Annotated in this window: 12 protein-coding genes; 6 read left to right on the top strand and 6 right to left on the bottom strand. The window is 55.0% G+C overall.

Annotated elements, in window-relative coordinates; translation table 11 throughout:
• Window positions 1–49: 49 nt before the first annotated feature.
• From GNG27_RS12460 to GNG27_RS12435, 6 genes are all read left to right on the top strand, one after another.
• A complete protein-coding gene (locus tag GNG27_RS12460; RefSeq protein WP_156263885.1) occupies window positions 50–958 on the top strand; it encodes a LysR substrate-binding domain-containing protein in 909 nt (302 codons plus the stop codon).
• Window positions 942–1,430: a copper-binding protein gene (locus GNG27_RS12455; RefSeq protein ID WP_370462873.1), complete on the top strand. Its 489-nt coding sequence runs from the start codon at window positions 942–944 to the stop codon at window positions 1,428–1,430. The genes GNG27_RS12460 and GNG27_RS12455 overlap by 17 nt, the downstream gene beginning before the upstream one ends.
• A 46-nt stretch (window positions 1,431–1,476) precedes the next feature.
• A complete protein-coding gene (locus GNG27_RS12450) occupies window positions 1,477–3,495 on the top strand; it encodes a protein-disulfide reductase DsbD (RefSeq protein ID WP_156263884.1) in 2,019 nt (672 codons plus the stop codon).
• Complete coding sequence (dsbG, locus tag GNG27_RS12445; protein WP_156263883.1) at window positions 3,495–4,250, top strand: thiol:disulfide interchange protein DsbG; 756 nt, start codon at window positions 3,495–3,497, stop codon at window positions 4,248–4,250. Before GNG27_RS12450 ends, dsbG begins: the two co-directional genes overlap by 1 nt.
• A gap of 118 nt (window positions 4,251–4,368) precedes the next feature.
• On the top strand, window positions 4,369–5,340 hold the full coding sequence (locus GNG27_RS12440; protein WP_156263882.1) for a GlxA family transcriptional regulator: 972 nt from the start codon (window positions 4,369–4,371) through the stop codon (window positions 5,338–5,340).
• A 141-nt stretch (window positions 5,341–5,481) separates the two neighbouring features.
• A complete protein-coding gene (locus GNG27_RS12435; protein ID WP_156263881.1) occupies window positions 5,482–6,567 on the top strand; it encodes an LLM class flavin-dependent oxidoreductase in 1,086 nt (361 codons plus the stop codon).
• Between the two features lie 46 nt (window positions 6,568–6,613).
• Here GNG27_RS12435 and GNG27_RS12430 read toward each other — a convergent pair whose 3' ends face one another.
• The 6 genes from GNG27_RS12430 to GNG27_RS12405 form a co-directional block, all read right to left on the bottom strand.
• Window positions 6,614–7,162: a cysteine hydrolase family protein gene (locus tag GNG27_RS12430; protein WP_156263880.1), complete on the bottom strand. Its 549-nt coding sequence runs from the start codon at window positions 7,160–7,162 to the stop codon at window positions 6,614–6,616.
• A gap of 102 nt (window positions 7,163–7,264) precedes the next feature.
• Complete coding sequence (locus tag GNG27_RS12425) at window positions 7,265–8,248, bottom strand: GlxA family transcriptional regulator (RefSeq protein ID WP_156263879.1); 984 nt, start codon at window positions 8,246–8,248, stop codon at window positions 7,265–7,267.
• Between the two features lie 325 nt (window positions 8,249–8,573).
• A complete protein-coding gene (locus GNG27_RS12420) occupies window positions 8,574–9,536 on the bottom strand; it encodes a LacI family DNA-binding transcriptional regulator (RefSeq protein ID WP_156263878.1) in 963 nt (320 codons plus the stop codon).
• 67 nt (window positions 9,537–9,603) lie between these two features.
• The gene (locus GNG27_RS12415; RefSeq protein ID WP_156263877.1) at window positions 9,604–10,518 is read right to left on the bottom strand and encodes an ROK family protein; all 915 of its coding nucleotides are present in this window, start codon (window positions 10,516–10,518) and stop codon (window positions 9,604–9,606) included.
• Window positions 10,519–10,573: 55 nt separating this feature from the next.
• The gene (locus GNG27_RS12410; RefSeq protein ID WP_156263876.1) at window positions 10,574–10,879 is read right to left on the bottom strand and encodes a PTS lactose/cellobiose transporter subunit IIA; all 306 of its coding nucleotides are present in this window, start codon (window positions 10,877–10,879) and stop codon (window positions 10,574–10,576) included.
• Between the two features lie 24 nt (window positions 10,880–10,903).
• A complete protein-coding gene (locus GNG27_RS12405) occupies window positions 10,904–12,229 on the bottom strand; it encodes a PTS sugar transporter subunit IIC (RefSeq protein WP_156263875.1) in 1,326 nt (441 codons plus the stop codon).
• Window positions 12,230–12,235: the final 6 nt, after the last annotated feature.

Raw genomic sequence — 12,235 nt, 5'->3', positions numbered from 1 at the left:
TGCATTAGCTCATTTAATGCATAAAGGCTACCGGATGGAGATTATCACTATGTTAGCTCAGGAAAATCTGCTGGCGCTATTGCATACCTTTGAAATAGCCGCGCATCATCTCAGCTTTACGCGGGCCGCGAAAACGCTCAACCTGACCCAGGGCGCAGTGAGCCAACGTATACGGCATCTCGAAACCCTGCTGGGGTTCAGGCTGTTTCTCCGCCTGACCCGCAAGTTGCAGCTTACCGATGAAGGGGGGCGACTGTTGAACGTCCTGTCCATGTCCCTTAAGCGCATTAATGATGAAATCGAAGATATTCGCGTCCAGGGGTTGCGCGGCACACTCTCTGTGGGGCTTCCCCCCACGTTTGCTTTCCTGTGGTTGATCCCGCGTTTAGCCGAATTCCGGGCGCGGTGGCCTGGGCTGAATATTAATTTCCGTGTCAGGGCAGGGCTGGTGGATTTCAATCTGGAACGGGTAGATGCTGCGATTTACTACAGCAATCTCCGCTATCCGGATCTCTATTGTGAGCGCCTGGCCGACGAGGCGCTGGTTCCTGTGTGTTCGCCGGCGTTAAAAAATAGCCTCCCGGCTAACGGTGACTGGCCTGCGGATATCCCCTTCATTCATGCTTCTGAGTCAGTGGATTCGCAGGACGTCTTTTCAGAGTGGCGCGAATGGTGTCAGGTCACAAACCAGCCCCTGCCGGTGGAAGAGAATTTTATGAGCTTCAACAATTGTCAGATGGCGATTGAGGCGGCGGTCAGCGGATGCGGGGTGGCAATGGGCAGAAAGCGGCTGATTAAGAAATACGTTGCCGCGGGCGATCTGGTTATGCCCTTTGAACAGGAAATTCCAGCCGGGCATGGATATGATCTCATTATGCCGCGTGAAAACCTGAACCGACCGGGGATTGTGGCCTTCAGCCAGTGGGTGAAAGAGATCCTGCGTGAAGGGTCAAACTGACCCCTGCCGGAACGCCCGGGCTGGCATTACTTTACAAATTGCAGCTTGCCCGCTGGCGAGTCGCTCACTATTCTCATTGCCCATGACTATCCTGACGGGTCCGACTCAACATAAAAACAGGCAACTTAAAGCGGTCGCGCTTCTGGTGGTTGCCTGTTTTGTCATGCTGATCTGTCTGACCCAGCGGGCCAGTATCCTGCATCACATGCAGGTCAAAGCCGCCGCGCTCTCTTTGACTGCTGACACCAGCCCGCAGGAACTTACGTCGCCAGGGTTGTCACCCTGTGAGCTGAGCGCCCACTCGCTGCTTAGCGCGCAGCCCCTCCATTTCGATACCATTCTGCTCTTACCCGGTCTGCTGGTTCTTGTTTTAGCGGTGCTGCTTAAAATCAGCGTCCTGCCGAGACCGGTGATCTTTTTCCGACCCCCCTTACTTCGAATACATCTTAAGAACTGCGTTTTCCGTGAATGACTGAACCGGACATTCCTGTTTAGTCACTTTTTCACGGAGAAAACATATGAAAACCTTTTTCAGGAGCCTGTGGTTCCTGTTATTCAGCCTGTCTGCGGCCTCAGCCGCGGTACCGGGCTGGCCGATAAAGCCTGACAATTTACATGCACAGGTTCATGTCTGGCATGATGCGCCCGCAGAGGGGAAAGTACGTCTGCTGCTGGACGTAACCCCCAATGAAGGGTGGAAAACCTACTGGCGAACGCCCGGCGATGGCGGCTTTCGGCCCGCGATCGCATGGGAGCCGCAGACAAAAACGCAGTGGCACTGGCCCCGGCCCGTCCGGTTTGATTCTGCTGGCTTCAGTTCCGTCGGCTACGATCGCCGCGTCGTGTTTCCGCTGGACGTTGCCATCGATGAGCGCCAGCGATTGCGCGGGAAACTGACGCTTTCGCTGTGCAGCAATCTCTGCGTGGTCAATACCTTCCCGCTGGATATCGACCTGGCCTCCGGTCCGTCAGCGCACTTTGCCGAGGCCTGGGACAACGCGATGCGCGCTGTTCCGCCAGATAACGGCCCTGTGGCGGTTAAATCTGTCGTCGCGGACAATGACACGCTGACCGTCAAGCTGACCTCCCCGGAAGGCTGGTCGCGGCCCGATCTCTTTGCTGACAACCCGGCCGGGGCGAACCTGTCGCCACCGCAGACAGAGATCCTCGGTGACACGCTGACCGCCCGGTTTAGCGTCAGCAATAAGCAGGGCAACCCGCTGGATGCGTCCCGGCTACAGCAGCTCCCTCTGTTGGTTAGCAATGGTGCGCAGAGCCAGCAGCTCGGGGTCGATATCAGCCCGTCCACCACGCTATGGCAGATCGTGGTTGTGGCTTTAGCGGGCGGGCTTATTCTGAACCTGATGCCCTGTGTCCTGCCTGTACTCGGGATCAAACTCGCTTCGCTGATGACCCTGGCTGAGAGTAGCCGCCGTCAGACGCGGCTGCGTTTTCTGGCAACCGCGGCCGGGATCATCTTCTCGTTTCTGGTGCTGGCGGCAGCCATCACCGGCCTGCGGCTGTCCGGTGCCTGGATTGGCTGGGGCTTCCAGTTCCAGAGCCCCTGGTTCATTGCCACCATGGTGCTGGTGACGTGGATCTTCTGTTTCAGCCTGGCAGGCCTGCTTGAGATCCGCCTCCCTTCCGGGCTTTCCACCCGGCTGGCTACCGCCGGTGGTAACGGCATCGGGGGGAGTTTCCTTGAAGGCGCCTTTGCGACCCTGCTTGCCACACCCTGCACGGCACCTTTCCTTGGTACTGCCGTCACCTTCGCGTTAGCCGCGCCCGTGCATCAGCTGTGGCTTATCTTCCTGGTGCTGGGTGTTGGGATGAGTCTTCCCTGGCTGGTAATCAGCATCGCCCCCGGCGTGGCGCGCTGGTTGCCTAAACCCGGCCCCTGGATGGGAAAACTGCGCCTGGTGCTGGTGCTCCTGATGCTGGGATCCTGTCTCTGGCTGATGTCGCTGCTGGTGAAAGAGTGGGGCGCACGCTATGTGCTGATCGGCGGCGGCTTGATGGTGGCGTTTTTCCTTTTCCGCTGCGCGCAGGCCATGCCGAACCACAAAGAGAATCTGCGCAGCCTGGTGTTTGGCGTGCTGTTTGGCGCGGGACTGTATGCTTTTCTGGCTCCCCAGCCCCAGGGGAAGGCCGACTCCCCTCTGAACTGGCAACCGCTCAGTGAAGCGGCGCTCAGTGAGGCGCTGGATGCCAGAAAGCGCGTGCTGGTGGATATTACCGCCGACTGGTGTCTGAACTGCCGGGTTAATGAAGTCCTGGTGCTTCATCGCCCTGAGGTGATTGCTGCCTTAAACCGCGACGACGTTGTGCTGTTGCAGGGAAACTGGAGTCAGCCCTCTGCTGAAATCGAGCAGTTCCTGCGCCGCTACGGCGCCAGCGGCATTCCTTTTAACGCCATTTTTGGCCCTGCCATTCCGCAGGGGCATGTCCTGCCTTCCCTTTTGAGCAAAGACGCGCTGTTGACCACGCTGACGAGGGCGAATCCGGCCCCGTCTCCTGATTTTACTGAGGAAAAATAATGAACAAGATCCTGACACTGTTAATTCTGCTTCTTAGCGCTACCGCTCAGGCGCAGACCACTGACCTGCCCGAACCTGTTAAACAAATGGAGAAGCAGGGCATTGAAATTATTAAGCCGTTTAGCGCCCCCGGAGGCGTGGAAGGGTGGTTGGGTAAATATCAGGATATGGGCGTAACGCTCTACCTTACCCCGGATAAAAAGCATGTGGTTTCAGGCTATATGTATGATACGCAAGGCAATAACCTGAGCGAGAAAATCATCAATGATGAGATTTATATTCCCGCCGGGCGCGAAATGTGGAAGCAGCTCACCGCCGCGCCGGGGATTTCGGAAGGCAGCGCGGACGCGAAGTGCCAGGTGGTGGTTTTTTCCGATCCCTTCTGCCCCTACTGCAACAAGTTCTGGCATCAGGCCCAACCTTTTATCAAAGATAAAAGTATCAGCACCAAAACGTTGCTGGTTGGCGTGATCCGCCCGGACAGCGCGCAGTATGCGGCGGCAATCCTCTCCGCGAAGGATCCGGCTAAAGCCTGGCATGACCTTGAGAGTAGCGACGGAAAGATTAAACCGGCGCTGCAAGGCAACACGCCGCCCGCCGTGTTTAAGCAGATACAGCAGAATCAGCAGCTTATGGAGCAGACAGGGGCCAGCGGTACGCCTGCCATTTATTACCTGAATAAGGCGCGGGCTTTGCAACAAATCATCGGCTTGCCTGATGCTGAACAAATGGCCGATCTGGTGGCCTGTAAATAAACCTCTCTCTCCCTACCCCTGTCCGCACCTTGGGAAAGGTCGCGGACAGGCGGCGAAGTATGTTATTGGTACAGGGCTCTGCTGTCCTTTATATCCCTTTTTTGTCTGCGAGGTTTCCGTGTCTGCGGTTCGTATTGTGGTCCTGGCTTTTGAAGGAGTCAGTCTGTTTCAGCTTTCTGTACCTGCCGTTGCCTTCGGCGTTGTGAATAAGCCCGCAGGTTTCCCGGCCTATGATGTGCAGTACTGCGCGCAGTCCCCGGGGCTAATCATCAGCGATCAAGGGCTACCAATTAGCGTTTCATCCGGTCTGGAGGCGATGGAGGAGGCCGATATTATCGTGGTTCCGGCCTGGAAAGATCCGGAAGAAGAGGTGCCAGACGACATCATTGAGGCGCTGCAAACCGCCAATGCGCAGGGGAAACCGATAGTCGGGTTTTGCCTGGGGGCATTTGTCCTTGGCGCTGCCGGGTTGCTTGCCGGGCGGGAGGCGACGACCCACTGGGTTGCCCGGGAGATTTTTGCCCGCCGTTTTCCTGACGCGAAGTTCCGACCGGATGTGCTGTATGTGACGGATGGCAATATTGTGACCTCCGCTGGCACCGTTGCGGCGTTTGATTGCTGCCTTGAGATGATCCGCCAGCAGCATGGCTCCGATATGGCTAACCGGATCGCCCGCCAGCTGGTCACGCCGCCGCACCGACAGGGCGGGCAGGCCCAGTATATTGAACAACCGGTTCCGCAACTGCCCTGCGTCGGACGCCTGGTTGAAGTGCTGGAGTGGGCCCGGGAACATCTGTCTGAACCCTTAACTCTCGATACGCTGGCTGGCGTGGCGAAAATGAGCCGCCGTACATTTACCCGTCGCTTTCGCGACACAACCGGCACGACCGTCACCAAATGGTTAAATGCCGAGCGCGTGGCGCGTGCCCAGCAGCTGCTGGAAATCACCGAACTGCCGGTAGAGTGCATTGCTTCTGAGGTGGGGTTTGGGACGCCGATGTCTTTACGTCTGCAGTTTACGGCGCATCTGGGCACCTCGCCTTCAGAATACCGGCGTACATTCTGTCAGCGGCGCGGTACAAAGGCCTGAACATATCCCGGCGATTGGCCCAATAGTTTCTAATATTGTCATTCAGGTCAATTGTGCCCTGACGTTATTCTCCGCAAAATTTGTCTCCTCTGCGCTACGTCATCCAGACGTAGCCGCCTTATCATTTTGAGGAACGACAGTGTGAATCAGGTCATTTTTGGTACGCGCCGGGGCGGGGCTCCGGTTCCACTTTCCGTGCTGGACTTCGCTATGGCGGGAAAAGGGGTAACGGCGCATGAGGCGCTGTCGGGGAGCATCCGGCTTGCCCGTCTGGCTGATAAGCGTGGTTTTACCCGTTACTGGCTTGCGGAGCACCACGCTATGCCTGGCGTCACTACCCCTTCGCCGCCGTTATTGCTGGCGCGGTTAATTGGTGAAACGACCCATATCCGGCTTGGCGCGGGCGGGATGATGTTACCTAACTTTCCGCCGCTGGTGGTGGCTGAACAGTTCGGATTGCTGGCCTCCCTTGCGCCGGGGCGTATTGATCTGGGCGTCGGGCGTGCCCCGGGAACCGATATGGCCACCGCGTCGGCGCTGCGGCGCGGTGACGTGGGGGCAGACAGTTTCCCGAAACAACTTGATGAGTTAATGCACTTCCTGAAAGGCGATTTCCCGAAAGGGCATCCGTGGCAAAAGGCAGGCGTGTATGCCGTTCCCGGCCCGCTGCAGGATAAAGAAAATGGGGTGCCAGGCGCGTATCAGCGTCCCCCCGTCTGGCTGCTGGGTTCGTCCGACTATTCTGCCCGGCTGGCGGCGCAAATGGGGTATCCGTTTGCGTTTGCTGCGCATCTGGCCGATCAGAACGTCATGATGGCCATCAAGGTCTATCGCCAGAACTTCCGTCCTTCTGCAAATCTTGACCGGCCTTATGTTATTGCCAGTTTTGGTGTGATGGCAGCGGATGATGAGAATGAAGCCCGGCGTCAGGCATGGGCCTATTCCCACGCGATGATGCGCATGAGCACAGGCCGCTCATTTATCGTCCCAACGCCGCAGAAAGCCGAAAACTACGGTTATTCTTCGGGAGAGTTGCAGCTGATTAAAATGTGGAATGCCAAAATCATGAGCGGCACCGGTAACCAGGTGGTTGACCAGCTGGCCGTCTGGCAACAGCGCATTGATGCTGATGAGATTATGCTGCTGAATCTGGGGCACTCTCAGGAGGCAATTTATCGCTCGACGGAACTGATTGCGGATGCCTATGAGATGCCCGTCAACCTTTAACCCCACTTATTAAAAAGCGTCCCTGAAAAGGGACGCTGGCACGGGATTATGCAGACAGATAGTCTGATGTTGACTGGACTTTGCCATAGCCAAACTCAAATGCGGCCATCATCGCAGCATGAACCTGGGCCGCCGGTACAGTGACTCCGCCAAAAGACAGGTCAAGGGTGGCGCAGGCATCATGCAGGACGGTGACCGGGTAGCCCATATCTGCCGCCGCCCGCACGCAGGCGTCCACACACATATGGCTCATCGCCCCCACGATAATCACCTCTTCAACACCTTTCGCATCCAGCTGCGCTTTTAAGTCAGTGTCCCGGAAGGCGTTGACGAAATTCTTCACGATCACCGCTTCATCCGCTGCGGGCTTAACGGTTGGCTGGATCTCCACACCCTCAGTCCCGGGAACAAACACCGGTGCTTCGCCATGAGCGAACTCATGACGAATATGGAAGATGGGGATCTCTTTTGAACGTGCGTCAGCAATAGCAAGCGCTGCGTTATGCGCTGCCGCCTCGATGCCGGTCAGGGGTAATTTACCGGTTGGCAGATATTCGTTTTGCAGATCGATGACGATTAAACCGCGTTGTTTCATTATCTCATTCCTGTTTTATGGCTCATTGAAGCACAAGTTTGACAGCGAAAGGGATAGGGCTGAAGTGGCGTAAACGACATAATAAGGGGTGATATCGCCATTTTATGCCATCTGTTCCTTTGCCTGGCTGGCGCTAAAGCGACGGCGATATTCTCCGGGGGTGAGCCCGACAATACGGGTGAAAATCTTACGCAGGGCGCCGGGATCGCTGTAGCCCACTTCCCACGCGATGCGATCGAATGAATCGCTGCTGAACTGCAAAAGCTCCTGCGCCCGGCCAACGCGCAGGTGCTGACAATATTCCGTGCTGGTCATCCCGGTTGCCTTCTGAAAGCGGCGCAGAAATGTTCGCTCTTCTAATCCCGCCTGCGCCGCCAGGCTCGACAGGGTGGCATCTTTTGCCTGCGTTGCCTGGAGCCAGTGTTGCACCTTAAGGACCGCCGCGTCGCCATGGGTCAGACGCGGCGAGAAGACGCTGTAATAGCGTTGCTCGCGCCCGGGTGGATCGACAAGCAGCATGCGCGCGGTGTCGATCATCACGGTCGGACCGAGCAGCCGATGCACTAACCGCAAGCCGAGGTCTGTCCAGGACATAAGCCCGCCCGCGGTGATGATCTCGCCGTCATCAATAATGAGCTGATTCACATCGACCTCTATGTCGGGAAAACGCTGGCTCAGTAAATCGGCATAGGCCCAGTGCGTGGTCATTTTCCGCCCGTTCATTAATCCCGTTGATGCCAGGACAAACGCGCCAGCGCATACGGAACTCAGGATAACCCCCTGATTGTGCAGACCGGTAAGCCATGGCGTTAACGCCGGCGTCGTGTCAATGATGGCAGGCTCGCGTAAGGTCGGCGGGACGATCATCGCGGAGGGTAACGTCGGGTCGGCTTCAGGTTCCGTATCAAAAACGCGCACAGGAAGGTCTTTCGGGCCAGGCTGCTGCCAGTGTGTCACTCTCAGCAGGTTCGCTTTATTTGCCTGATATTTTTGGGAAAACATGTTGGCCACGCCAAAGAGATCGTTCAGCCCAAGCACGGCAGCCTGCTGAACCCCGGGGTAAAGATACAAACCAATTTCCAGCATAGTTACCTTCGCGAGATGTCGTTTTTGCCATTTAGAGTGTTGTTTTCGACGCTTGTTACCTTAGCATCGTGAGGACAGACTGAGCAAAAGCTCCGGACCATTGAAGCGGAAAACATGACGCTGCCCGTCGCCATTCTGGCGGGACAGGTGAGGGGATACATCACAACTGAAGGCAATATTGCGCACCAGATTTACCAAAAAGCTTCACATCCGATTTTCAGCCAATCTGTAAAATAGCCAGCGGTACACGTTTATAACTTACGGGCATCGCTTGCCTGATGCCCGTAAGGAAATTTAAAAATAAGATATATTTATAAAAACATCATCAGGTGGTGACTTCTGACACCGACGATCGTACAACCAGCCTGCCTACTAAGGTGCGTCCTTCCGGAACAAAAAGCGTATGCCCATCTATAAGCGCCTTAATACGTTTTACGCACTCTTCCAGTAACTGCTCAACAGGGTAAGCGATGCATGTTAAAGGCGGATACAGCAGAGAGGCCATCGGTGAATCCTCAAGACTCACAAGCGATACTTCCTGGGGTATAGCAACATTAAAATCACGCAGTAAACGCATTGCTTCAGCGGCATAGCTGTCACGTTTGGCAATGATCGCCGTATATTTTGTAAAGCTATTAATTAATGTCAGCAGCGCCTGCTCAATATTGTTGTTCGCCATGACCAGCAGTTGGCGGTTAAACGGCAGAGAGTAGTTCTGTAATACGCTGCGATACCCTTCCAGCATCTGTTTGCTGGCAGCGTCATCTTCAGCTTCCATCAGCAGGGCAATGTTACGATGTCCTTTTCCCAGTACGTATCGACAGGCGCTTTCGGTGGCAAAGGCGTAGTTGTAGCCCTGGCCAGTGCCTTTAGCCGAAGAATCATCAAAAGCGATTACGTTGCTGGCAACCTCGCGGCTGGGTTTCCCCAGCGTCACGACGGCGACACACTGATGTTGAAGACTTTCAATGGCGGCCTGCTGTTCTGATACGTTATTAACGTATTGAATAATCAGCGACTTATTCAGATTTTTAACCGCCAGGGACAGTTGCGGCAACAGGGTTGCGCTAAAATCAGCCTCATGGGCGGGGAGAACCATACCGACCTGATTTGACGTATTGCTCGCCAGATTTTGCGCAGCAAAGCTGGGACGGTAATTGAGTTCTTCTACCGCCCGTAATACGGCCTCGCGGCTCTCTTCACGAACGCCACGTGCTCCGGTCAGCACGCGCGAAACGGTAGCCCGGGAAACATTGGCTAATTTTGAAACATCATCAATGGTTGTCATGGTGTCGTCTGTATTACGGTGTTCTCCCTATAATAACATAAGTACGGGCAGGATTTAGCCACCTGGTTCAGTTGCCTGTGCTCCGTAAAGGCAACCATGCCGCACCGCGAACGCCGCTGGCATCGCCAAACCTGGCTTTAACGATGGCAGTTCGACAAGTCGGTGAAAAAATGTATTTGCCAACGGCCTCTGGAAGATCCTGGTACAGGCTTTCCACGTTCGACAGTCCTCCTCCCAGAACGATGGCATGGGGGTCAAGGATGTTGATGACACCCGCAATACTCCGGGAAAACGCATCAATAAAGTGATGATAATGCGCCACCGCGCGAGGCTCCTTCTCGTGTACCGCTGCCATAATGACCTCCGAACTGAAGGCTGTATCATGACGAGCATTGAAACGACGACTAAAGCCAGTGCCTGAAATATAGCTTTCCACGCAGTTTACATGCTGGCAATAGCAGGGCTCCACCGGGCCATCCAGTTCGTAGCGCCAGCCGGGAAGCGGATTATGACCCCATTCGCCCACAATCGCATTGGGTCCACTTAGTAGTTGGCCGTTGACCACCACACCGCCACCACAGCCTGTACCCACAATGACGCCAAACACCGTACCGTATCCTTTACCCGCCCCATCAACGGCCTCAGACAAGGTAAAACAGTCGGCATCATTGGCCAGAAAGACGGGCTGATCGAGCAACACCGTCAGGTCGCGCTTTAAATTCTCGCCATTCAGCACCAGACAGTTACAGTTTTTAATGAGTCCGCTCAGAGGATCGATCGCCCCCGGTAAACCTACGCCGACCGTAAAGTCGACCTGCGTGGCGGAGCGGATGCCATTGATCATCTCTGTCAGGTTATCCAGAAATCCCCGGTAGTTGTCTTTGTAAGTTGGACGGCGTTCACGCAGGACAACAGCGCCGGTAGCGTCCAGCAAGACGGCTTCCATTTTGGTGCCGCCAATGTCCAGGCCGAGATGGTACATAATGCTTCTCCTGAAAAAAGAAGAGAGGCATTGCCTCTCTTAAATCACGCAACACTCAATGACGAGTTCTGTAGATATCAATAAGCTCGGTGACGAGCTCTTTGGCGAGGATGGAGGTCATCAGGTGATCCTGGGCATGTACCATCACCAGCGTCATTTTGGTTTTGCCTTCGCCTTCATCGGCTTCAATAAGTTGGGTTTGCACCAGATGCGCTTCACGTGCGAAATGTTGCGCCTGTTTCATTTTTTCATCCGCATCGGCAAAGTCTCCTGCTTTAGCGCTTTGAAGTGCTTCGAAACACAGGCTGCGGGACTGTCCGGCATTAATGATGATGCCCATAATTTGTTCTTCTAATTCCATAACATCCTCTGGCAGTAAATACGTTTATGCAGTTTCAGATTGACCCACAGGCTGGGCCTGCTCTTTTTCACCAGATTCCTGATTAAGAAGCTGTTTTTCATAAGCTTTCAGGAATGGGTAATACATAATGACCGCCGTTACCATGCAGATTAAGCACATGATGACCGGACTGAATGCCCAGTTGGCGGCCCATGAGGCACCAATTGGGGCTGGCGTTGTCCAGGGTGTCATTGAGACCACACGTGCGACCAGACCCAAATCCAGCGCAAACCAGGCCAGCGTGGCATTGACCATCGGAACCAGGACGAATGGAAGGAAGAACAGCGGGTTCATAATCACAGGCGCACCGAACAAAATCGGTTCGTTAATGTTAAACAGGCCGGGAACGACGCCCATACGACCAATGGTGCGAAGATGTACAGCTTTGCTGCGCATAAGTAAAAGCGCCAGCGGGAGCGTAGAGCCTACACCGCCAATCAGCAGATAGTGATCCCAGAACCCCTGCACATAGATGTGGGGGATCGCCGTTCCTGCGGCCATCGCGGCCTGGTTTACAGAGAGGTTTGCCATCCAGAATGGATTCATGATGCCGGTAACGATCAGCGCACCGTGGATACCCGCAAACCACAGGATCTGACACACCAAAACAGACAGCAAAATGGCAGGCAATGTATCAGAAGCCGCGACCAGCGGTTTCACCAACGACATAATAGCTTTCGGGATAATCATCCCGAGCTGCGCTTCGATGAACAGATTCAGCGGATGCAGCGTCAGTACCACCGCCAGCACCGGAATTAAAATCTCAAACGAGCGGGCTACACCGGTCGGCACTTCAGGCGGCAGACGGATAGTAATATTATTGCGACGCAGAAAAGCATACAGTTCGGTAGTATAAATCGACACCAGCAGTGCGGTGAAAATGCCCTGCCCGGAAAAATAGGCTGTTGATACCATGCCATCTTTTAAGGGCGCAGCGACCAGTAAAAAGCCCATCAGCGACAGCATCCCAGACGTCAGCGGGTCCAGCCCATGATGACGTGCCAGGCTAGCAGCCACACCCACTGAGATGAATATTGTCATAATCCCCATGCTGAAGTTAAACGGCAACATCAGGTTTTCACGATGGTCTAATGAAAACTGCAACCAGGCTCGGGCGAAGCCCCAACTGGTATCTGGTGAGAAGGGCGGGAATATAAACACCAGCATAAACGAGCCGACAATCATAAAGGGCAGGGCAAGAATAAACCCGTCACGGATCGACGTGACATACTTTTGCTGGCCAATTGCACCAGCCATAGGCGTGATTTTTCGCTCTATCACGCTGATTAATTTAGAGTACAGGGCGCTCATGTTGAT

This window comes from Leclercia sp. 119287 (genome assembly GCF_009734485.1).
GTDB lineage: Bacteria > Pseudomonadota > Gammaproteobacteria > Enterobacterales > Enterobacteriaceae > Enterobacter > Enterobacter adecarboxylatus_C.
Note: the sequence above shows the minus strand (reverse complement) of the source record. Positions and strands in the feature narration are given on the sequence as shown.

Bases quoted from the DNA above. Each gene is read 5' to 3' on its own strand.
- GNG27_RS12460 (WP_156263885.1), top strand. From the start codon at position 50: ATGTTAGCTCAGGAAAATCTGCTGGCGCTATTGCATACCTTTGAAATA.
- GNG27_RS12450 (WP_156263884.1), top strand. From the start codon at position 1,477: ATGAAAACCTTTTTCAGGAGCCTGTGGTTCCTGTTATTCAGCCTGTCT.
- dsbG (WP_156263883.1), top strand. From the start codon at position 3,495: ATGAACAAGATCCTGACACTGTTAATTCTGCTTCTTAGCGCTACCGCT.
- GNG27_RS12430 (WP_156263880.1), bottom strand. From the start codon at position 7,162: ATGAAACAACGCGGTTTAATCGTCATCGATCTGCAAAACGAATATCTG.
- GNG27_RS12425 (WP_156263879.1), bottom strand. From the start codon at position 8,248: ATGCTGGAAATTGGTTTGTATCTTTACCCCGGGGTTCAGCAGGCTGCC.
- GNG27_RS12420 (WP_156263878.1), bottom strand. From the start codon at position 9,536: ATGACAACCATTGATGATGTTTCAAAATTAGCCAATGTTTCCCGGGCT.
- GNG27_RS12415 (WP_156263877.1), bottom strand. From the start codon at position 10,518: ATGTACCATCTCGGCCTGGACATTGGCGGCACCAAAATGGAAGCCGTC.
- GNG27_RS12410 (WP_156263876.1), bottom strand. From the start codon at position 10,879: ATGGAATTAGAAGAACAAATTATGGGCATCATCATTAATGCCGGACAG.
- GNG27_RS12405 (WP_156263875.1), bottom strand. From the start codon at position 12,229: ATGAGCGCCCTGTACTCTAAATTAATCAGCGTGATAGAGCGAAAAATC.